Source organism: Streptomyces sp. NPDC032940, assembly GCF_040636935.1.
In the GTDB taxonomy this organism is placed as follows: Bacteria; Actinomycetota; Actinomycetes; order Streptomycetales; family Streptomycetaceae; genus Streptomyces.
In genome coordinates, this window is sequence record NZ_JBEZVJ010000006.1 from 122,146 (window position 1) to 142,659 (window position 20,514).

The window sequence follows — 20,514 nt, forward strand, 5'->3', positions numbered from 1 at the left end:
ATCCACCAATCTTGCCGATGTGCCGCATGTGATTCGGCACTGGCGAGGACAAGGGGAGAGTCGTGGCCGACGAGCTGTACGAAATGTTCGACGACCGGTTCCGTACCGGCCGGTGCATGAACGGGGACGCGGGCCTCGAGGTGCTGGCCACCGGTTGCCGGTGGGCCGAAGGGCCGATCTACGTGCCCGCCTGGCGGCAGTTGGTCTGGAGCGACATCCCCAACGACCGGATGCTGCGCTGGGACGAGGAGACCGGCGAGGTCGGCGTCTTCCGCCGCTCCGCCGGGCACACCAACGGCAACACCCTCGACCGGCAGGGGCGGCTGATCACCTGCGAACAGGGCAACCGCCGGGTCACCAGGACCGAACACGACGGCAGCCGCACCGTGCTGGCCGACCGCTGGCAGGGCAAGCGCCTGAACAGCCCGAACGACGCGGCCGTGAAGTCCGACGGCTCGATCTGGTTCTCCGACCCGGACTTCGGTATCACCAGCGACTACGAGGGCCACCGTGCCGAGAGCGAGATCGGCGCCAACAACGTCTACCGCATCGACCCGGACAGCGGCGAAGTGCGCCTGGTCGCCGACTGCTTCGCGGCCCCCAACGGGCTGGTCTTCTCGGCCGACGAGCAGCAGCTCTTCGTCTCCGACACCCGGGCCGGCCGCATCCTGGTCTTCGACGTACGCGAGAACGGCACCCTGTCCGAGGGCAAGGTCTTCGCCGAAACCGCCGGCCGCGCGAACGCGCGCTTCGACAATCTCCGCTTCGACGACGGGGGCCGGCTCTGGGCCGCCGCCATGCACGACGGAGTGCACTGCTACGACCCCGACGGCACGCTCATCGGGCGGCTCGACGTGCCCGAGGCGGTCTCCAACATCGCCTGGGGCGGAGCCAAGCGCAACCGCCTGTTCATCACGGCGGAGACCAGCCTCTACTCCCTGGTCATGGGGGCCACGGGCACCCACCCGACCGGGCCGGGACACCAGCCGTGGCTGGACGCGGCAGCACGGTGAAGGTCATGCGTGGGGACGCCTGTCCGGTGCCGGGGCCGCTGCCGTCCCCGTCCGGTCACGGGGTGTCCTGAGGTTGCTGGGCGATGAAGCGCGGCCGCGCCCCGTGGTGCGGCCGCGCCGCGCGCACCGGGTACGGATGACCGGACGCGGCCACCGGATCGGGCGCGAGGGCCGATCCGCCCGCCCCGTCCTCCCCGTGCTTCTCCAGCGCCTTCGGCACGTCGAGGTGTGAGTCCGCCCGGATCCGGGCGGGGGCGTCCGACGGGAACCGCACCGCCTCTGTCGGGTGCGCCCGGAGCATCTGCCCCGCGCGGCGCGGACCGTCCACCGGACCGGCATGCAAGGGTGTGTGCTCGGAACTGCTCGAAACGGCTTTGTATCGAGCACGTATTGACATCCCCTGGCCGGGCCCGCCAGAGTCGTGCACCGGCAGTGCTCCGGCGGTGACGCGGACAGCTCACCGGGGGAGTGCCGTCGTCCTGCCCGAAATGCCTGCTGTGTCATGCCTGTTGCCTCGGGACGCGTCCGTCGCCCCCGCGCGCACGCGGGCCGCAGCGCCGACGACCCCGGAGGGCACCATGAACGGTCAGTCCCGAGCACGTCTGCTCGCCGCCGCCCTGGCGGCGGCGCTGCTCACGGCCGCGGTGCCGGCATACGCGGGCGCCCGTGACGCATCCGCCGCCGCCGCCGACGGCCGGCTCGGCGAGGCCACCGGCTTCACCGCGGACGGCGACACCTACACCGTCAGCTCGGGCGACGCGAGGCTCCGCATCAGCTTCCCCGACGACGACCTCCTGCGCGTACGCCTCGCCCCCGACGGAGACTTCACCGACCCGGCGAACGACGACCCCGCGGACCCCACCGCGCCCGACGCCGACATCGTCGTCAAGACCGACTACAAGGGCGCCCACTCGAGACACACCGAGACCCGCGACGCCTACGTCGTCCGCACCGACGAGGCGACCCTCACGGTCACCAAGTCGCCTGTCACGCTGGCCCTCGCCGACGAGCACGGCAAGCAGCTGTGGCGGGAGACCGCGCCGCTGTCCTGGTCCGCCGACGGCACCGCGCAGACCCTGGGACAGGGCGCCCAGGAGCAGTTCTTCGGCGGCGGCATGCAGAACGGCCGCTTCAGCCACCGCGGTCAGAGCATCGACATCAGCCGCGACTACGACTGGAACGACGGCGGCAACCCGAACGCGGCGCCCTTCTACCTCTCCAGCAACGGCTACGGCGTCCTGCGCAACACCTTCGCGCCCGGCCGCTACGACTTCGGCGCACCCGTGCGCACCACCCACCAGGAACAGCGCTTCGACGCCTACTACTTCGTCGGCGACGCCAAGCAGGTCATCGACGGCTACACCGAACTCACCGGCCGCCCCGCCCTGCTGCCGATGTACGCCATGGAACTCGGCGACGCCGACTGCTATCTCCACAACGCCAACCGCGGCGAACGCGAGACCCTGCGCGACTCCCGCGCGATCGCCGACGGTTACGCCCGCGAGGGCATGCCGCTCGGCTGGATGCTGGTCAACGACGGCTACGGCTGCGGCTACGAGGACCTCCCCGCGACCGGCGACATGCTGCACGGAAACGGTGCCGAACTCGGCCTGTGGACCGAGGCCGACCTGACCGAGCAGGAGTCCGAGGTCGCCGCCGGCGTGCGCGTCCGCAAGACCGACGTCGCCTGGGTCGGCCCCGGCTACCGCTTCGCCCTGGACGCCTGCGAGAAGGCCCGGGACGGCATCGAGGAGCACAGCGCCGACCGCGCGACCGTGCTCACCGTCGAGGGCTGGGCCGGCACCCAGCGCTGCGGCGCGATGTGGAGCGGCGACCAGTCCGGCTCGTGGGACTACATCCGCTGGCAGATCCCCACCTACGCCGGTTCCACCATGTCCGGCCAGCCCGTCACCACCGGCGACGTCGACGGCATCTTCGGCGGCAGCGCCGAGACCTATGTGCGCGACCTCCAGTGGAAGATGCTGCTGCCGATGACGTACGCCATGAGCGGCTGGGCGGCGAGCGACAAGCAGCCCTGGCGGTACGGCGCGCCCTACACCGCGATCAACAAGAAGTACCTGCTGCTGCACGAGCGGCTGCTGCCCTACCTCTACACCCACCTGGCGAACGCCTCGAGGACCGGCGTCGGCCCCACCCGTCCCCTGTACCTCAACTACCCGGACGACCCGGCAACTTGGGGTGACAAGGCCAAGTACGAGTTCCTCGCCGGCGACGACCTCCTGGTCGCCCCCGTCTACGAGGACAGCGACGTCCGCGACGGCATCCACCTGCCCGAGGGCCGCTGGGTGGACTACTGGACCGGCCGCGTGTACGAGGGCGGCCGGACCCTGGACGGCTACCAGGCACCGCTGGACACCCTTCCGCTCTTCGTGCGGGCCGGCGCGATCGTGCCCATGTTCCCCGAGGGCACCACCGACTGGGCGCAGGGCAAGAAGTCGGGCCGTCTCGACCTCGACCTCTACCCCGAGGGCGACTCCGCCTTCACCCTCTACGAGGACGACGGCCGCACCCGGGCCGCTGCCGAGGGCGAGTCGGCCACGCAGCGCATCACCGTGAGCGCGCCCGACGCCCGCAGCCGCGGCCCCGTGGACATCCGCATCGGCGCACTCCGGGGCACGTACGACGGCAAGCCCGCCCAGCGGCGCTACGGCCTGACCGTGCACACCGACACCGACCCGTCCGGCGTCCGCGCCGACGGGAAACGGCTGAAGGAGGTCGCGGACGAGCGCGCGCTGCAGGCCGCACCGTCCGGCTGGTACTACGACGCCGGCACCGGGATCGTCCATGTGAAGACGGCCGAGGTCTCCACCGGCGACCCGACGACGGTGCGCGTCGACGGCGCCGCATCCGTCGGCGGCACACACCCCCAGGACCGTGCCGTCGCCCTCGACGCCCGCACCGCCGCCATCGGCACCATCGGCACGTCCCAGCAGGTCGACGTCGCCGTCACCAACAGCACCGGCAAGCCGGTCACCGTCACCGGATCGGCCGTCACCGCCCCCGAGGGCTGGCAGGTGGCCGCGGCCGGACCCACCGGCACCCGTGCCCTGCCCGACGGCGACACCTTCACCGCGCGCTTCACCGTGACACCCCCGAAGGGCGCCGCCCCGGGCACGTACGACCTCTCCGCCCGTGCGTCGTACACGACCCGGCAGCACACCACGTACTCCGTGACCACCCGGACCGCCACCACCCTGGCGCATCCCTCGCTCGCCTCGGCCGCCGACAACGTCGGCGTGACGAAGCAGGACGACCCGGGGCCCGGCGACCTCGACGGCGGCGGCTCCAGCTTCATCGCCGAACGGCTCGCCGGCAAGGGCGTCACCCCGGGCGCCGCCGTCGAGGCGAACGGCTTCTCCTTCACCTGGCCCGACGCCGCGCCGGGCACCCCCGACAACGTGACGGGCCAGGGCCAGACCATCCAGGTCTCCGGCGACGAGAAGGGCAACGCACTGGCCTTCCTCGGCACCGGGACCAGCGCCAGCGCCGAGGGGACGGCGACCGTCCACTACACCGACGGCACCACCACCGAGGCCAAGCTGGGCTTCCCCAACTGGTGCTGCCTGCCCACCGACCGGTACGGGGCGAAGACCGCGATCACCACGAAGGGCAAGAACACCCCGTCGGGACCCGCCTACGACACCGTCGACTACCGCCTCTACACCAAGACGCTGCGCATCGACCCGGCCAAGGACGTCGCGGCCGTCACCCTGCCGGCGAACAGTGCCGTCCACGTCTTCGCCCTCGACGTGGGCGACGAGGAGGTCGTGCCCCCGGCGATCCCCGACGGCCAGTACGCCCTGAGCCACACCGGGGGCGACGAACGGCTCGAGGCGCCCGGCGACACCGAGGCCGGCCCGCTGCGGGTCGGTGCGGCCTCCACGTCGCCGGCGCAGAAGTGGAACGTCACCCGCAACGACGACGGCACCTACCAGCTGAAGAACGCCGGCAGCGGACTGTGCGCCGACGTGGCCGGCAGCTCACAGGCCGCCGGAGCCACGGTGGTCCAGTACACCTGCACCGGCACCGCCAACCAGCAGTGGACCGTCACCGCCGAGGACGGGACGCTCACCCTGAAGGCACGGCACAGCGGACTGACCCTGACGGCCGGCGCCGACGGACTCGTCGTCCAGGCCGCCGACGAGGGGGCGGCCCGCCAGCGCTGGCGGGCCACGCAGAACTGACCCCCGAACGGTGGACCGGCTACCGCGCCAGTTCCGAGGCGGGGCCCATGACGACCACGGGCGCGCGGTCCGGGTCCAGGGCGCGCAGCAGCGCCCTCATGTGCTCCTCGTCCAGGGACACGCACGCGTTGGTCGGTCCGCCGTGGTCCACGTGGATCCACACCCCGCCGCCCTTGTCCTCGCCCAGCGGCCGGGTCTTGTCCAGAGGGGTGGTGCCGGGCACCCGGTTGTAGTCGACGGCGACGACGTAGTCGAACGAGCCCTCCAGATCCTCACCCAGGTGGCCGGTGCCGGAGAGGGCGAACTCGGGGTCCTGGTCGTAGGGGAGCCGGGTGCCCGGGTCGGGCAGCCGGCCCCCCGCGTCGCTGATACCGAAGACGCCGACGGGCGTGCGCAGGTCGCCCGCGCTGTGGTCCCTCGTCCAGCCGCGCAGCCCGTTGTGCGCGGACCAGGGGCCCGCGACGGCCTGCCAGCCCCGCTCGGGGTGCCGTTCGTAGAGCGTCACCTGCGCCCGGTCCGCGTCCGCCCCCGCGCCCCGCACCACCAGGACCTGCCCCGCCGCCGCGGGCACCCGGGCCCGCACGGCCGGTCCGAGCCCGGGAAGCGGCCGGGCGGTGGGGGCCGCCGGCGCGGGGCGGGGGGACGCCTGCCGCACGGGTGGTCCGTCGGGCGTCCGCGAGGCACAGCCCGCACCCAGCAGGCCGGTGCACAGCACCGCGCCGATCACCAGGGCCAGGGCCCTCCTGACGGTCATCTCAACCTCCGGTTCGGTGGGTGTCACCTCATGGGTTGACCACCCGGGCGACCGGGTCGTGCCGATGCCCCGCCTCTCGCCCGTATGGCGCACGGACGACGCGGTGCACGGGGGGTGACCAAAAGAGGGCGGCGACGGCGCGGGCCAGGTCGAAACGTCCGGCGGGGCAGGGACCCGCGGGCGCAACACCGTTCGTGCTCGGACCCCTTACTCACTGGTGAGGCGCGGACATGCCGTGTAGCGTCATCGGCAGATGTCGTGGTTCGACCCGACCGCCCGCACCGTGGTGCGGGCGGTCTGCTGTGCAGTGCCTTGGACCCGACGACCACCTCCGGGTCCGCGCGGTGCGGATCCGATATCGGCTGAAAGGCAAAGGCATGGCCAGCGGTACCGTCAAGTGGTTCAACTCGGAAAAGGGCTTCGGCTTCATCGCGCAGGACGGCGGCGGCCCCGACGTCTTCGCGCACTACTCCAACATCAACGCCAGCGGGTACCGCGAGCTCCAGGAAGGCCAGGCTGTCACCTTCGACATCACCCAGGGCCAGAAGGGCCCGCAGGCGGAGAACATCACCCCCGCCTGACCGGGACGCGTTGAACCCACCGGGGCGCCCGGAAGCGATTCGCTTCCGGGCGCCCCGCCTTGTGCCGGACGGCGTACCGCCCACGGCGTCGCCGGGCCGCAGCGAGTACCGTTGACTCGTTCGCGAGGAACGCGACGGGCAGCCCTTCCCGCCCGGTGAACGGCGGCACCCCACCCAGCAGCCTGGGGAGGGAGGAACACGCAGCGTGAGCGCACACCCCCGTCGTCCCCGGGCCACGCCCCGCTCTCCCGACTCCCGGCCGGCGCGACTCGCGGGAGGAGTGCGGTCCCTGTTCGGGCTGCACAGCCTCGCCGGGCAGGTGCTCCTGTTCCAGGTCCTGATCGTCGTCCTCACCATCGCCGCCGCCTTCGTGGCCCTCGTCCTCCAGTCCCGCAACGACAGCACCCACGAGGCCCGGCTCCGCTCCCTGGACATCGCCACCACGCTCGCCACCGCGCCGGGCACACGGGCCGCGATGACCGGGCCCGACCCCACCGCCGCACTGCAGCCCCTCACCGAGCGGATCAGACACGACACCGGCGTCGACCTCGTCGTCGTGTACTCGCGGGACGGCGTCCGCTACACCCACCCCGACCCCGACCAGATCGGCCGGTCCGTCCCCGGCCGGTCCGAACCGCCGCGCGAACCCGTGACCCGCACCGCCGACACCAGCGCGGGGCTGTCGGTCGTCTCCACCGTCCCCGTCACCGAGGCCGACGGCACGCCCGTCGGCGCCGTGGCGGTCGGCATCACGGTCAGCAAGGTAGCGGCCATGGCGGCCGAGCAGATGCCGCTGCTCCTCGGCGCCGCGGCCGGGGCGCTGGCCGTGTGCGCGGGCGGCACCGTGCTGGTGAGCCGCCGGCTGCTGCGCCAGACCCACGGCCTCGGCCCGGTCGAGATGACCCGCATGTACGACCACCACGACGCGGTGCTGCACGCGGTGCGGGAGGGCGTCCTGATCACCGGAGGCGACGGGCGGCTGCTGCTGGCCAACGACGAGGCACGGCGCCTGCTCGGCCTGCCGCCCGACCTGGAGCGGCCCCGGATCGACGACCTGGGCCTGGACCCGGCCGTCGCCGAGCTGCTCACGTCGGACCGGACGGCCACCGACGAGGTGCACCTGACCGCCGACCGGCTGCTCGCGGTCAACAAACGGCCCACGTCCCGCGACGGCGCGTACACCGGGAGCGTCGTCACGCTCAGGGACACCACGGAGCTGCGCGCCCTGTCCGGACGGGCCGAGGTCGCGCGCGAGCGTCTGACCCTGCTCTACGACGCCGGGATGCGCATCGGCTCCACCCTGGACGTCGAACGCACCGCACGGGAGCTGGCCGAGGTGGCTGCGGAGCGCTTCGCCGGCCTCGTCACCGTGGACCTCGCCGAGGAGGTGCCGCGGGGCGGGGAACCGGCGGCCACGGGCACCGTCATGCGCCGCGTCGCCGTGGCCGGCGGCGGCGCCGGCCCGGCACCGCTGCCGGCCGGCACGGTGGTCACCCTCACGGACGCCTCGCCCCAGGCGCGGTGCGTGGCGAACGGCCGGGCGGTACTGGCGACAGTCCCGCGCACGCCCGGGGCGTCACCGGTGGACCACGACGGCGACGCGCTGATCGCGGTGCCGCTGCGCGCCCGCGGCGCCGTGCTCGGCGTGGTCAGCTTCTGGCGCGCCGGCCGGGCGGAGCCGTTCGACGAGGAGGACATCCCGTTCGCCGAGGAACTGGCCACCCGGGCCGGCGTCGCCCTCGACAACGCCCGCCGCTACGCCCGCGAGCACGCCATGGCGGTCACCCTCCAGCGCAGCCTGCTCCCGCGCGACCTGCCCGAACCGAGCGCCCTCGAGCTGGCCCACCGCTACCTGCCGGCGCAGGCGGGCGTGGGCGGCGACTGGTTCGACGTGATCGAGCTGTCCGGTGCCCGGGTGGCGCTGGTGGTGGGGGACGTCGTGGGACACGGGCTGCACGCGGCCGCCACCATGGGGCGCCTGCGCACCGCCGTGCACAACTTCGCCACCCTCGACCTGGCCCCCGACGAACTGCTGGCCCGCCTGGACGACCTGGTCGGCCGGCTCGACCGGGAGCGGGAGGCCCAGGGAGAGGACGAGGGACTCATCGGGGCCACCTGCCTCTACGTCGTCTACAACCCCGTCACCGGCGCCTGCTGCGCGGCCAGAGCGGGACACCCGCCTTTCGCCCTCGTCCTGCCGGACGGCGCCGTGTCCTTCCCCGACCTGCCCGCCGGTCCGCCGCTGGGCCTGGGCGGCCTGCCCTTCGAGAGCACCGAGTTCCCGGTGCCCGAGGGGAGCCGGCTCGTGCTCTACACCGACGGACTCGTCGAGGTCCGCGACCGGGACATCGACGTCGGCCTCGGCATCCTGCGCACCGCCCTGTCCCACCCCGGCCGGACGCCCGAACAGACCTGCCGGGACGTGCTCGACGCACTCCCGCCGGAGCACGCCCGCGACGACATCGCCCTGCTCGTCGCCCGCACCCGGGTGCTCGACCCCGGCCGGGTCGCCGACTGGGACGTGCCCCGCGACGCCGCGGCCGTCTCCGCCGTCCGCGCCGGCGTCGGCCGGCAACTGGAGAGGTGGGACCTGGCGGAGGCCGGCTTCAGCACCGAGCTCATCCTCAGCGAACTGGTCACCAACGCCATCCGCTACGGCAGTCCCCCCATCCACGTCCGCCTGCTGCGCGACCGCGGGCTGATCTGCGAGGTCTCCGACGGCAGCAGCACCTCACCCCACCTGCGCCACGCGGCGGCCACGGACGAGGGCGGACGCGGCCTGTTCCTCGTCGCCCGCTACGCCGAACGCTGGGGGACCCGGTACACCACCACCGGCAAGGTCATCTGGACCGAGCAGCTGCTGAACGGCCGAGCGGCCGGCCCCGGCGGCCACTCGGACGACACCGACCCGCTCGACCAGTGGTCCGACGTGACCTTGTGACGTCTCCGGGCTCCGGGGCGCGTCCACGGCGTGACCGGAACACCGCCGGCACCACGGCGAGTGCCGCCGGGAAGAGCATCGCCGTGCCGGACCTGGCGGTGCTGTTCTCCGCCATGCTCGCCTTCGTCCCGCTGTTCTTCTTCGCCCTCGTTTACGCCCAGGCCTCGCTCAGCGCCTCACCCGACCAGGCGGCGCGTTCCTGCTGTACTTCTTCGCCGGGTTCGCGACCGCCTCGCAGTGGGGCGGCCGGATCAGCGCCGCTCAGTCCCGTTCGCGTCCCTCTTCCTGCTCCCCCTCCTGCCGGGTGAGGTGGCCCAGGGCGGTGCTTCGGCTGGTGGCGAGGTGGTCGAGGACGAGCCGCTGCACCCGTTCGACGTCGCGTTCCGCGATCGCCCGGTACAGGGCCTCGTGCTCCAGCGCGACGCCCTCGAGGTCGTCGCGCTGGCCCATGAGCCACCGCAGCCGGCTGCGCAGCACGCCCTCGAGCTCGTTGAGCAGTTCGTTGGCGGCGAGGGAGATGACGGTCTGGTGGAAGTCGGCCGCGGCCCGGCGGGCCCGCACCGCGTCGCCGGCCCGGGCCGCCGCCAGTTCGGCGTCCACGGTCGCGCGCAGCCTCTCCAGCCCGGCGCGGGTGTGCCGTTGCGCGGCGAGCCGGAAGCCCAGGGTCTCCAGGCCCGAGCGCACCTCGTCGAGGTCGGCGATGTCGCTCGTGGTGAACTCGCGCACCACCGCCCAGGTGCGCGGCCGGGGCGTCACCAGCCCCTCGGACACCAGCGTCCGCAGGGCCTCGCGGACGGGCAGCCGGCTCACCCCGAGCGCCTCGGCCAGCTCCCGCTCGACGAGTCTGCTGCCCGGCCGTCGCACCCCGTCGATGATCTCGTCCCGCAACTGCCGGGTCACCCGCTCGGACTCGGGCGTGAAATCCCCTGACGCAGCCATCGCCGTCCTTCGTCGTCCGTCCCGTCCCGCGCCTGCTGCGGCGGTGCGGTGCGGCAGCCGGGCGGCCCGTCAGAATACCGTGCGGCCGGTGTGACCAGCGGCCCGGCCCGGTGCGGCCGGACGGACGGGAGCGGGTGCGGACGGGGACACCGGGGGCCGTCAGCGGGCCGGCGGCGGCCAGTTGACGATCTGCTTGGGACGCGGTGGCGCGTATGTGCGGACCTTGGACGTGGACAGCCCCAGACGGACCAGCGACTCGGCGATCGTCACCGCGGCGGTCACGCCGTCGACGACGGGTACGCCGGTGCGCTCCACGACGCGTTCGGCGAGGCCGGCCATCCCGCCGCAGCCCAGGCAGATCACCTCGGCCCGGTCGTCCCGCACCGCGCGGGCGGCCTGTCCGGCGATGGCGTCCACGGCGGCCCGCTCGTCGCGTTCGAGGTCCAGCACAGCGAGCCCGCTGGCCCGCACGGAAGCGCACCGGGCGCTCAGTCCGGCCGCCTCCAGCCGCTCCTCGATGAGGGGCACCGTGCGGTCCAGGGTGGTGACGACGGAGTAGCGGCGGCCGAGGAACTGCGCGGTGCTCGCCGCCGCCTCGGTGATGTCGACGACGGGCACGTCCAGCAGCTCCTGCAGGCCCTCGCGGCCGTGTTCGCCGTACCCGGCCTGGATGACCGCGTCGAACGCTTCCGGGTGGGCGCGGACGGTCTCCATGACGGCCACCGCGGCGAGGTAGCTCTCGTAGTTCCCCTCGACGGACTCCGCGCCGAAGGAGGGCGTGAGGGGGACGATCTCGGTGCCGGGCGAGGCGGCGCCGGCCGCCTGCTTGCCGATCGCGTCGGTGATGGACTGCGTGGTGTTGACGTTGACCACGAGGATGCGCATGGCGTGGGACCTTCTGTTCGGGCGGGTCATTCGGCGGCGACGGCGATGGCCTCGCCGTCCACGTCGCGGATCGGCGCGGCACGGTCGGCGACTACCGCGTACAGGGCGGCGGCGACGAGGGCGCCGATGAACCAGGAGAAGCCGGCCGCCGCGTGGAAGAACGGGACGAGGGCGACCACGACGGCGATCGCGGCACCGGGGACGAAGGCGGCGACGGCCCGCGGGTTGTAGCCGCGCCGGTAGTGGTACTCGGCGTCCGCGTCCTCGGTGTAGAGGGCGGGCACGTTGACCCGGGCCTTGCGCAGCAGCCAGTAGTCGGCCATGATCACGCCGAACAGCGGTCCGAGCAGGGCACCGAGCCCGCCGAGGAAGTAGTTGACGACGACCGGGCTGTTGTAGAGGTTCCAGGGAGTGATCACCAGGCCCAGCACGGCGCTCACCAGACCGGCCCGGCGGAAGTCGAGCCGGCGCGGGAAGAGGTTGACCAGGGCGTAGATCGGAGCCACGAAGTTGGCCAGCAGGTTCACCGCGACCGTCAGGGCGATCAGCGCCAGCGAGGCGACGGTCAGCAGGAACATGTTGGGGACCGACCTGACGATGTCGGTCGGGCTGGTGATGACCCGTCCGTCGAGGCTGAACTGGGCACCGCTGAGGACCGCCACGATGCAGGCGAAGAAGAGCATGTTCACCGGGATGCCGACGACATTGCCCCGGACGATGGAGCCCCGGTCCCTCGCGGACCGTGTGAAGTCGCAGAAGTTGAGGACGAACGTCCCGTAGATCACCACCCACAGCGCGGCGGCCTGGAGGACCTGGAGCCACATCGCGCCGCCGGTGAGCGGATCGCCGTTCGACAGGGAGACCGAACCGTCCGCGCGGACGAACATCCACACCGCGAGCGCGCACATGGTGAGCAGCGTGACGGGTGCCGCGAAGGCCATGTACCGGCGGATCATCTGCATCCCGTAGCTCACGATGAGCACCTGGAGCGCCCACAGGGCCAGGAACGTGATCCAGCCGAGCGTCGACTGGCCGAGCAGGGAGTCGGTGTCCAGGCGGGCGAGATCCGGGAACAGCGCCACCAGGAGCGCGCTGAGCACGGCAGAGGCCAGGTAGGTCTGGATACCAAACCATGCGATGGCGACGGCGCCGCGCACGGCGGCCGGGATCCGGGCTCCCTTGACGCCGAACGCGATACGGCTCATCACGGGGAACGGGACACCCGTCTTGTGGCCCATGAATCCGGACAGGGTGAGCAGCAGGAAGAGCAGGACGGACGCGAGCGCGAAGGCGGCCAGGATGCCCCACACGTTCAGCCCCAGGGCGAACAGCCCGATGGCGAACGCGTAATTGCCCAGGCTGTGCACGTCGTTGGCCCACAGGGTGAAGACGTTGTAGGCGCCCCAGCGGCGGCCCTCCCTCTTCGTCGGGGCCAGGTCGTAGGTGTAGAGGGCGGCGCTGGTGGCGGTGTCGCCGGCCGGGGCGGACGCACGGCGGTCTTCCAGGGCAGTCATGCGGGGACTCCTGGTGGGGATACTGGGAGTTGGTGGATTCCATGAAGCGGAAGCGGGATTCCGTGTCCCAGAACGTAGTTTTCGCCAAACGGCACCGTCAAGAGGTCGACGGCAAATGGAATACCATTTATTCGCCAGGCCTCGGCGCGACCGTCCGGCGCCTCCCCGGCTGTGGCGTCCGGGAGCCCCCGCCGTCCCCGCCACCCGGAGGGTCACCCCGTGGCCACCGGCCCGGCGCGCCGAACGGGCTAACGGTGACATAGTGAGACATGTCCCCCGCGAACTCACCTCTGGAGCCGGAGCTGGAGCGGTCGATGTTCCGCAAGCGCCCTGCACACGACGGCGACGAGCTGCTGGTCAGGCTCGGATCGCTGACCGCGCAGGCGCGTGAGCTGGCGGAGCTGCAGCGCTCCCGGGTGGAGCTGGCCATCGCCCTGCAGCGCGGCATGCTTCCGGCCGCCATGCCCGAGGTCCCCGGCTTCCACCTGGCGGCCCGGTACTCGCCCGCCTACGCCGGGCTCAACGTCGGCGGCGACTGGTACGACGCCTTCACCCTGCCCGACGGCCGCATAGGCCTGTCCGTGGGGGACGTACAGGGCCACACCATCGACGCGGCGGCCTTCATGGGGCAGATCCGCGTCGGCCTGCGGGCGCTGGCCTCCGTCACCAGCGAGCCCGGCGAACTGCTGGCCCGGACCAACGACCTGCTCCTGACCCTGGGCACCGACCTCTTCGCCACCTGCACCTTCATGCGGTTCGACCCCGAGACCGGGATGCTCGAGAGCGCCCGGGCCGGGCACATCCCCTGCGTCTGGGCCACGGCGGACGGGAAATCCGGCATCTCCGAGGACGAAGGGGGCCCGCCGCTGGGCATCCAGGAGGGCATGGAGTATCCGGTGACCCGCTACCGGCTCACCACGGGCGGTGTCTTCCTCCTGGTCACGGACGGTGTCGTGGAAGGGCCCTCGCTCACCGTCGACGAGGGCCTCGAACGGGTCATGCGGCTCGCCGGCATCGCCGCCGTCGCCCGGATGGAGGCGACCTCGCTGGCGGCAGCCGTGATCAAGAACGCGGCGCTGGTCGGACACGAGGACGACGCGGCCGTGCTCGTCGTCGGCCACGACGGGCGAGCCGTTCAGCCGTAGGGCGGGGCGAGCGCGCCTCTCGCCTCGCCTACGGGGCGGCGCCGGTGTCTGATGGCTGCTGTGGTGGGTATCGCTGGTTGGCCGCGCCCGCTCGTCCGGGTCCTGGAGACACTGCTCGTCGCGGGCTGCTACTACGCGGCGGGCCGGCTCGGGCTGCTGCGCCACCTGGTCGTGGAGGGCGCGGTCGTCGCCCCCATGTGGCCGCCCACCGGCGTCGCGGTGGCCTGTCTGCTGCTCCTCGGAATGCGCTGCGTGCCCGGCATCGCCCTCGGCGCCCTCCTGATCGTCATGTCCCTCACCGCGCTGCGGCCCTCGGCGCTCGGCATCATCGCCGGCAACACCGCCGCACCCGTCTGCGCGTACCTGCTGCTGCGCGCGGTGGGCTTCCGCACCGACCTGAGCCGCCTGCGCGACGGCCTGGCGCTGGTGTTCCTCGGCGCGCTCACCGCCATGTCGATCAGCGCCGGCGCCGGCGCCGGCATGGCCGTCCTCACCGGTGACCTCACCACGGACCGCTTCTGGCCCGTCTGGCTGGCCTGGTGGGCGGGCGACGTGATGGGCGTCGTCCTCGTCACCCCGCTGCTCCTGCTGCTGTACCGGGCCGGCCGTCCGGCCCCGGGCACGCGATGGGGTGAGGCCGTGACCATGGCCCTCGTCATCGGCCTCCTGGTCCCCCCGATCACCCACAGCCCCGTCAGCGTGCAGTTTCTGGTCTTCCCCCTGCTGATCTGGTCGGCGCTGCGCTTCCAGCTCGCGGGCAGCCTGCCGTGCGCGCTCTACGCCTCGGTCATGGCGTCCATCGCCGCCACGGACCAATCCGGTGCCTTCGCACGGCTGTCCGACGTCGAGGTGATGGTGAAGCTCCAGGCGTTCAACGGCGCGATGGGGCTGACCGCCCTCCTGCTGTCGGCGGTCATCATCGAACAGCGCAACACCCGGCGCTCGGTGGAACGGGCCTGTCAGGAACTGGTCGAGGCGTTGCAGCACCTGTCCGCGGGGGAGTCGGCGCGCAAACGGCCGGTCGAGGACGAGTACTGAACGGCCCGGTGCCACCGCACGCGCCCACCGGCGGTGTCCGGGTGCGCGCGGCCGGTATCCGGCCCACCCTGGGAGCATGTCCGCAGATCCTGCCGTCGTCGTCTACCCGCCCGCCCCGGACGGCGGCCGCCGCGTCCGCTTCGACGGCGCCTTCATAGGGCTGGCCTACACGCTCGTGGACATCGCGGAGTTCCTGCGGCGCGCCGGCATGGAGGACATGGAGGCCTCCGACGTCGAGGCCGCCGAGTGGATCGAATGGCGCGGCGGCGGACCGGGCGCCTGGGCGCAGTGACCGTCAGACGGGCTGCGGGCTGAACGGGTACATGGCGTCGTCCCCGTCCGGCTGGACGACGCCGTAGCTGTTCTCGGGAACCTTGTTCCACACGCCCGGCAGATCCCCGAGGGGCTCCGACACGATCAGACGGGTGCCCTCGGACGCCTCCCGCAGGAACGGCAGATCGGGATGGAGCGCGCGCAGGCTCTCCACGGCCGAGCTGTAGTAGAGCGACCGGGTCTCCTGCCGGCTGGAGTAGCGGAATGCCCACAGCCGCCGTCCCTCGGTCACCGCGACCGTCATCTGCAGCGGGTACTCCACATGGTGCTCGTGCCCGATCTCCTCCACCAGCCCGGCCATCCGCGCCACGGCCGCCGGCGGATCGTCCTCCAGACCGAGCGTCAGCGCCAGGTAGAACATCAGCTCCGAGTCCGTCGACCCCTCGATGTCGGAATAGAGCCGCGGGTCGACGGCCAGGGCGAGGTCCCGGCGCAGCCGCGGGAACTCCTCGATGGCGCCGTTGTGCATCCACATCCAGGGCCCGTGGCGGAACGGATGACAGTTCGTCTGCTGCACCGGAGACCCCGTGGAGGCCCGGATGTGGGCGAAGAACAGCGACGACCGGACATGGCCGGCGATCTCCCGCAGATTGCGGTTGCTCCACGCCGGGCCGATCTCCCGGACGATCGCCGGCGTCGTCATCTCCGGGCCGAACCACCCGACACCGAACCCGTCCCCGTTGGTCGTCTCCACGCCCATCCGGGCGTGCAGGCTCTGGTCGATCAGCGAGTGTTCCGGCTTGTAGAGGATGGCCTCGAGCAGCACCGGCGTACCCGAGTAGGCGAGCCATCGGCACATCGTCTGCCGCCTCCCTGGTCTTGGGGCACGTGCCGCGCGCGGCGCCGCACGTCAGTCGACCGGCCAGGTGTGGACCGGGGCGTTGAGATGCATGTAGTCCATGTACTGGCGGGTCATCCGCCGCAGGGCCTCGTGACGGCCGACATGGGTGGAGTCGTCGATGTGGTGGAACATCTCCTTCTGCCAGACCGCGCCGTTGCGCCCCGTGACGCACCGCTGCTCGATGATGCCGAGCAGGGGTTCTCGCCAGGCCGCGTCCATGCCGGACAGCTCCAGGCCCCGGTGCGCCAGCGGCAGCAGACGCCGCAGCACGAGCTCCGGCACGGGCACCTCGCCCATGCCGGGCCAGTACAGCAGCGCCTCGATGCCGTGCCGGGCCGCGGTGTGCAGATTGTCCTCGGCGACCGAGAACGACATCCGCGACCACACCGGCCGTTCCTCCTCCACCAGGGCGCGGGTGAGCCCGTAGTAGAAGGCGCCGTTGGCGAGGGTGTCGGCGACCGTCGGCCCGGCGGGCAGCACCCGGTTCTCCACCCGGACGTGCGGCTTGTCGTGGGCGACGGCGTAGACCGGGCGGTTCCAGCGGTAGATGGTGCCGTTGTGGAGGGTGAGTTCGCCCAGTTCGGGAATGTCACCGCGGTCCAGGGTCTCCGTCGGGTTCTGGTCCTCGCACAGGGGCAGCAGCGCGGGGAAGTAGCGCAGGTTCTCCTCGAACAGGTCGAAGACGCTGTTGATCCACCGCTCCCCGAACCACACCCGCGGCCGTACGCCCTGCGCCTTGATCTCCTGCGGCCGGGTGTCGGTGGCCTGCTCGAACAGCGGGATGCGGCTCTCGTGCCACAGCTCCTTGCCCAGCAGGAACGGCGCGTTCGCGGCCAGCGCGACCTGCACCCCGGCGATCGCCTGCGCGGCGTTCCAGTAGTCGGCGAACTCCTCGGGGGAGACCTGGAGGTGGAACTGGGTGCTGGTGCACGCGGCCTCCGGGGTGATCGTGTCCGCGTAGGTCCGCAGCCGGTCGACGCCGTCCACCTCGATGTGCAGGTCCTCGCCCCGGGCCGCGAACACCTGGTCGTTGAGCATCCGGTAGCGGGGGTTCTCCGACAGCGCGGCCTCGCCGACGTCCGACTGCCGCAGCGTGGGCAGGATGCCGATCATGATCAGATGCGCCCCGACGGACGCCGCCCGGTCCTCCGCGTGATTGAGGGCGCCGCGGATCTCGGTCTCCCAGGAGTCGGGGCCGCCCGCCGTCAGCCGGCGGGGCGGGATGTTGATCTCCAGGTTGAAGCGGCCCAGCTCGGTCGCCCAGGCCGGGTCCGCGATGGCCTCCAGCGCGTCGCTGTTGCGCATCGCCGGTTCGGCCTCGTCGTCGACCAGGTTGAGCTCGATCTCCAGTCCCACCTGGGGCCGCTCGGTCTCGAACCGCGACTCGCGCAGCATCTGCGCGAAGGCCTCCAGGCACTCCTGCATCTTGATCCGGTACCGGCGGCGGTCCTCACGGGTGAAGACCAGCGCCGGGACGTCCCGTCCCATCGGCCCTCCCGGTTCCCTTCCTCGGACGCCTCTCCACACCCCAGCGTCGCACCGCCGGGCGAGCCGCACCACGCGGGCGGAGGGCCCGGGGCGCCGAGGGAGGGCGGAAACGGGACGGCGCCCGCCGCACAGGGTGCGGCGGGCGCCGTGTCCGGCGGGCTCACGCCCGGCCGGTGCGGGCTCAGATCTTGCCCGAGTCCCGGACCGTGATGGTCGCGGAGGTGCGGCCCGACGGGGAGGAGCCGTAGCCCTCGATCGTGTCCACCACGTCCGTGCCCTCGACGACCTTGCCGAAGACGACGTGCTTGCCGTCCAGCCAGGGGGTGGGGACGGTGGTGATGAAGAACTGCGAGCCGTTGGTGTTCGGACCCGCGTTGGCCATCGAGAGCAGGTACGGGCCGGTGTGCTTCAGCTGGAAGTTCTCGTCGGCGAACTTCTCGCCGTAGATGCTCTTGCCGCCGGTGCCGTTGCCCTCGGTGAAGTCACCGCCCTGGAGCATGAACTGCGGGATGACGCGGTGGAACGGGGAGCCCTTGTAGCCGAAGCCGTGCTCGCCGGTCGCCAGCTCGATGAAGTTCTTGGCGGTCTTGGGGGTGACGTCCTCGAAGAGCTCGAAGACGATCCGGCCCGCGTCCTTGCCGTCGATGTCGATGTCGAAGAAAACCTGGGAATTGCTCATCCCACCATTGTGACGGGTCAGGTCCGCGGACCGTTAACCGGCTGTCCCCTCAACGGGTGGCGAGCAGCAGCAACGTGTCGATGACGCGGTTCGAGAAACCCCACTCGTTGTCGTACCAGGCGACCACCTTGACGTGGCGTCCGTCGACCCGGGTGAGCTCCGCGTCGAAGATCGACGAGGCCGGGTTGCCGGTGATGTCCGACGACACCAGCGGGTCCTCCGAGTACTCGAGGACACCGGCCAGCGGGCCCTCGGCCGCGGCACGGTAGGCCGCCAGCACGTCCTCGCGCGTCACCTCGCGCGAGACGGTGGTGTTCAGCTCGACGATCGACCCGACCGGCACCGGCACGCGGATCGAGTCGCCCGACAGCTTGCCGTCGAGGTTCGGCAGCACCAGGCCGATCGCCTTGGCGGCGCCCGTGGTGGTCGGCACGATGTTCACGCCGGCGGCCCGGGCGCGTCGCGCGTCGCGGTGCGGACCGTCCTGGAGGTTCTGCTCCTGCGTGTAGGCGTGCACCGTCGTCATGAAGCCGTGCTCGATGCCGGCGAGCTCGTCCAGCACCGCGGCCAGCGGCGCGAGCGCGTTGGTCGTGCAGGAGGCGTTGGAGACGACGGTGTGCAGGTCCGCGTCGTACGCGTCGGTGTTGACGCCGTACGCGAGCGTCACGTCGGCGCCGTCCGACGGGGCGCTGACCAGCACCTTCCGGGCGCCCGCGTCGAGGTGGGCGCGGGCGGCCTTCGCCGAGGTGAAGCGGCCCGTAGCCTCCAGCACGATGTCGACGCCCAGCTCGGCCCAGGGCAGCCGCGCCGGCTCGCGCTCGGCGAGCACCTTGATGCGGCGGCCGTCGACGACCAGGGTGTCCCCGTCCGCGGTCACCGGGCGGCCGAGCCGGCCGGCCGTGGTGTCGAACGCGAGCAGCCGCGCCAGCGTGGCCGGTTCCGTGAGGTCGTTGACGGCGACGACCTCCAGGTCACTGCCGCGCTCGAGCAGGGCGCGCAGCACATTCCGTCCGATGCGGCCGAAACCGTTGATGGCGATGCGAGTCATGAGTGGTGTCCCTTCGTCTCGCCACCCAGGCTCGCGCGCGGCGGACGGCCGGGACAGCGGCGTGATCGCCACGGTCCGAAAGGATCCCGCCAGGCGGGCGGGGGGTGTCACTCGCCCTGGGCGAAGGTGCGCCGGTACTGCGTCGGCGTGGTGCCGAGGATGCGCTGGAAGTGCAGCCGCAGATTCGTGGCGGTGCCGAGACCGACGTCGCCGGCGATCTGCTCCACGCTGCGCTCCGACCGTTCCAGCAGCTCACGCGCCAGGTCGACGCGGGCCCGCATGACCCACTGCATCGGCGTGTACCCGGTGTCCTCGACGAAGCGCCGCGACAGGGTGCGCGGCGACACCGCCGCGTGCCGGGCGAGCGTCTCGAGGGTGAGGGGCTCGCCCAGCCGGTGCAGCGCCCACTCGCGGGTGGCGGCGAACCGCTCGCCGAGCGGCTCGGGCACGCTGCGCGGCACGTACTGCGCCTGGCCCCCGCTGCGGTAGGGCGCCGCCACCAGACGCCGGGCCGCGTGGTTCGACGCGGCCACCCCCAGGTCGCCGCGCAGGACGTGCAGGCACAGGTCGATGCCGGAGGCGGCGCCCGCCGACGTGAGCACCCGCCCCTCGTCGACGAACAGCACGTTCTCGTCGACCCGGACCAGCGGGTGCTTCGCCGCCAGCGCCCGTGTGTAGTGCCAGTGCGTCGTGGCCCGCCTGCCGTCCAGCAGACCCGTGGCGGCGAGCGCGAAGGCGCCCGTCGAGATGGCCGCGAGCCGCGCGCCCCGGTCGTGGGCGGCGACCAGCGCCTCGACGACGGCCGGCGGCGGATCCTCCCGGTCCGGGAAGCGGTAGCCCGGCAGGAAGACGAGGTCGGCCCACGCGAGCGCGTCCAGGCCGTGGGCGACGTGGTACGACAGCCCGTCGCCGCCGGTCACCAGCCCGGGAGCCGCGCCGCACACCCGCACCTCGTACGGCATGCTCGCGCGCGTCGTGAACACCTGCGCGGGGATGCCGACGTCGAGCGGCTTGGCGCCCTCGAGCACCAGGACGGCGACGCGACGCAGACGGGGGGCTGACACGGGGACAGGGTATGCGGGCACGCGGGGCGTCGCGGTGCACGGCTCC

Annotated in this window: 17 protein-coding genes; 7 read left to right on the plus strand and 10 right to left on the minus strand. The window is 72.4% G+C overall.

Annotated features, from left to right (window positions below):
* The first annotated feature begins 83 nt into the window (after window positions 1–83).
* Window positions 84–1,013, plus strand: a complete 930-nt coding sequence (locus AB0E77_RS10735; protein WP_361568846.1) for an SMP-30/gluconolactonase/LRE family protein — start codon at window positions 84–86, stop codon at window positions 1,011–1,013.
* A gap of 55 nt (window positions 1,014–1,068) precedes the next feature.
* Here the strand turns inward: AB0E77_RS10735 and AB0E77_RS10740 are convergent, their stop codons facing one another.
* Window positions 1,069–1,341 carry a hypothetical protein gene (locus AB0E77_RS10740; RefSeq protein WP_361568547.1) on the minus strand — a complete coding sequence of 91 codons (273 nt, stop codon included), beginning with the start codon at window positions 1,339–1,341 and terminating at the stop codon, window positions 1,069–1,071.
* 250 nt (window positions 1,342–1,591) lie between these two features.
* Between AB0E77_RS10740 and AB0E77_RS10745 the strand changes: the two genes are divergently transcribed.
* Window positions 1,592–5,218: a TIM-barrel domain-containing protein gene (locus AB0E77_RS10745; protein ID WP_361568550.1), complete on the plus strand. Its 3,627-nt coding sequence runs from the start codon at window positions 1,592–1,594 to the stop codon at window positions 5,216–5,218.
* 19 nt (window positions 5,219–5,237) lie between these two features.
* Here the strand turns inward: AB0E77_RS10745 and AB0E77_RS10750 are convergent, their stop codons facing one another.
* Complete coding sequence (locus AB0E77_RS10750; protein WP_361568552.1) at window positions 5,238–5,972, minus strand: L,D-transpeptidase family protein; 735 nt, start codon at window positions 5,970–5,972, stop codon at window positions 5,238–5,240.
* A gap of 377 nt (window positions 5,973–6,349) precedes the next feature.
* On the opposite strand from AB0E77_RS10750, the gene AB0E77_RS10755 reads away from it, so the two are divergent.
* Both AB0E77_RS10755 and AB0E77_RS10760 read left to right on the plus strand, forming a co-directional pair.
* Window positions 6,350–6,553, plus strand: coding sequence for a cold-shock protein (locus AB0E77_RS10755; RefSeq protein ID WP_028964611.1), 204 nt, complete (start codon window positions 6,350–6,352; stop codon window positions 6,551–6,553).
* Between the two features lie 280 nt (window positions 6,554–6,833).
* A complete protein-coding gene (locus tag AB0E77_RS10760) occupies window positions 6,834–9,494 on the plus strand; it encodes a SpoIIE family protein phosphatase (RefSeq protein ID WP_361568847.1) in 2,661 nt (886 codons plus the stop codon).
* Between the two features lie 261 nt (window positions 9,495–9,755).
* Here AB0E77_RS10760 and AB0E77_RS10765 read toward each other — a convergent pair whose 3' ends face one another.
* The 3 genes from AB0E77_RS10765 to AB0E77_RS10775 form a co-directional block, all read right to left on the minus strand.
* Window positions 9,756–10,433, minus strand: a complete 678-nt coding sequence (locus AB0E77_RS10765; protein ID WP_361568555.1) for a GntR family transcriptional regulator — start codon at window positions 10,431–10,433, stop codon at window positions 9,756–9,758.
* Between the two features lie 159 nt (window positions 10,434–10,592).
* Entirely contained in the window at window positions 10,593–11,318 is a 726-nt protein-coding gene (locus tag AB0E77_RS10770; protein WP_361568558.1) for an aspartate/glutamate racemase family protein, read from the minus strand.
* Between the two features lie 26 nt (window positions 11,319–11,344).
* Window positions 11,345–12,832, minus strand: a complete 1,488-nt coding sequence (locus AB0E77_RS10775) for an NCS1 family nucleobase:cation symporter-1 (RefSeq protein ID WP_361568561.1) — start codon at window positions 12,830–12,832, stop codon at window positions 11,345–11,347.
* Between the two features lie 314 nt (window positions 12,833–13,146).
* Here AB0E77_RS10775 and AB0E77_RS10780 point away from each other — a divergent pair, with 314 nt between their 5' ends.
* From AB0E77_RS10780 to AB0E77_RS10790, 3 genes are all read left to right on the plus strand, one after another.
* Window positions 13,147–13,977, plus strand: coding sequence for a PP2C family protein-serine/threonine phosphatase (locus tag AB0E77_RS10780; protein ID WP_361568849.1), 831 nt, complete (start codon window positions 13,147–13,149; stop codon window positions 13,975–13,977).
* 51 nt (window positions 13,978–14,028) lie between these two features.
* Entirely contained in the window at window positions 14,029–15,015 is a 987-nt protein-coding gene (locus tag AB0E77_RS10785; RefSeq protein WP_361568563.1) for an MASE1 domain-containing protein, read from the plus strand.
* 76 nt (window positions 15,016–15,091) lie between these two features.
* Window positions 15,092–15,307, plus strand: coding sequence for a hypothetical protein (locus AB0E77_RS10790; protein ID WP_361568565.1), 216 nt, complete (start codon window positions 15,092–15,094; stop codon window positions 15,305–15,307).
* 3 nt (window positions 15,308–15,310) lie between these two features.
* On the opposite strand, the gene AB0E77_RS10795 is transcribed toward AB0E77_RS10790, so the two are convergent.
* The 5 genes from AB0E77_RS10795 to AB0E77_RS10815 all read right to left on the minus strand — a co-directional run bounded on the left by AB0E77_RS10795 (window position 15,311) and on the right by AB0E77_RS10815 (window position 20,468).
* Complete coding sequence (locus AB0E77_RS10795; RefSeq protein ID WP_361568568.1) at window positions 15,311–16,147, minus strand: class II glutamine amidotransferase; 837 nt, start codon at window positions 16,145–16,147, stop codon at window positions 15,311–15,313.
* Window positions 16,148–16,198: 51 nt separating this feature from the next.
* The gene (locus AB0E77_RS10800; protein WP_361568570.1) at window positions 16,199–17,677 is read right to left on the minus strand and encodes a glutamate--cysteine ligase; all 1,479 of its coding nucleotides are present in this window, start codon (window positions 17,675–17,677) and stop codon (window positions 16,199–16,201) included.
* 181 nt (window positions 17,678–17,858) lie between these two features.
* Complete coding sequence (locus AB0E77_RS10805) at window positions 17,859–18,356, minus strand: peptidylprolyl isomerase (protein ID WP_361568573.1); 498 nt, start codon at window positions 18,354–18,356, stop codon at window positions 17,859–17,861.
* Window positions 18,357–18,405: 49 nt separating this feature from the next.
* A complete protein-coding gene (gap, locus tag AB0E77_RS10810) occupies window positions 18,406–19,404 on the minus strand; it encodes a type I glyceraldehyde-3-phosphate dehydrogenase (RefSeq protein WP_361568575.1) in 999 nt (332 codons plus the stop codon).
* A gap of 107 nt (window positions 19,405–19,511) precedes the next feature.
* Entirely contained in the window at window positions 19,512–20,468 is a 957-nt protein-coding gene (locus AB0E77_RS10815) for a helix-turn-helix domain-containing protein (RefSeq protein WP_361568578.1), read from the minus strand.
* Window positions 20,469–20,514 lie beyond the last annotated feature (46 nt).

What these genes read in the sequence shown, in the direction of transcription:
- AB0E77_RS10795 (WP_361568568.1), bottom strand. Translation starts at nt 16,147, where the DNA reads ATGTGCCGATGGCTCGCCTACTCGGGTACGCCGGTGCTGCTCGAGGCC.
- AB0E77_RS10805 (WP_361568573.1), bottom strand. Translation starts at nt 18,356, where the DNA reads ATGAGCAATTCCCAGGTTTTCTTCGACATCGACATCGACGGCAAGGAC.
- AB0E77_RS10775 (WP_361568561.1), bottom strand. Translation starts at nt 12,832, where the DNA reads ATGACTGCCCTGGAAGACCGCCGTGCGTCCGCCCCGGCCGGCGACACC.
- gap (WP_361568575.1), bottom strand. Translation starts at nt 19,404, where the DNA reads ATGACTCGCATCGCCATCAACGGTTTCGGCCGCATCGGACGGAATGTG.
- AB0E77_RS10745 (WP_361568550.1), top strand. Translation starts at nt 1,592, where the DNA reads ATGAACGGTCAGTCCCGAGCACGTCTGCTCGCCGCCGCCCTGGCGGCG.
- AB0E77_RS10770 (WP_361568558.1), bottom strand. Translation starts at nt 11,318, where the DNA reads ATGCGCATCCTCGTGGTCAACGTCAACACCACGCAGTCCATCACCGAC.
- AB0E77_RS10750 (WP_361568552.1), bottom strand. Translation starts at nt 5,972, where the DNA reads ATGACCGTCAGGAGGGCCCTGGCCCTGGTGATCGGCGCGGTGCTGTGC.
- AB0E77_RS10780 (WP_361568849.1), top strand. Translation starts at nt 13,147, where the DNA reads ATGTTCCGCAAGCGCCCTGCACACGACGGCGACGAGCTGCTGGTCAGG.
- AB0E77_RS10800 (WP_361568570.1), bottom strand. Translation starts at nt 17,677, where the DNA reads ATGGGACGGGACGTCCCGGCGCTGGTCTTCACCCGTGAGGACCGCCGC.
- AB0E77_RS10765 (WP_361568555.1), bottom strand. Translation starts at nt 10,433, where the DNA reads ATGGCTGCGTCAGGGGATTTCACGCCCGAGTCCGAGCGGGTGACCCGG.
- AB0E77_RS10785 (WP_361568563.1), top strand. Translation starts at nt 14,029, where the DNA reads ATGGCTGCTGTGGTGGGTATCGCTGGTTGGCCGCGCCCGCTCGTCCGG.
- AB0E77_RS10790 (WP_361568565.1), top strand. Translation starts at nt 15,092, where the DNA reads ATGTCCGCAGATCCTGCCGTCGTCGTCTACCCGCCCGCCCCGGACGGC.
- AB0E77_RS10755 (WP_028964611.1), top strand. Translation starts at nt 6,350, where the DNA reads ATGGCCAGCGGTACCGTCAAGTGGTTCAACTCGGAAAAGGGCTTCGGC.
- AB0E77_RS10735 (WP_361568846.1), top strand. Translation starts at nt 84, where the DNA reads ATGTTCGACGACCGGTTCCGTACCGGCCGGTGCATGAACGGGGACGCG.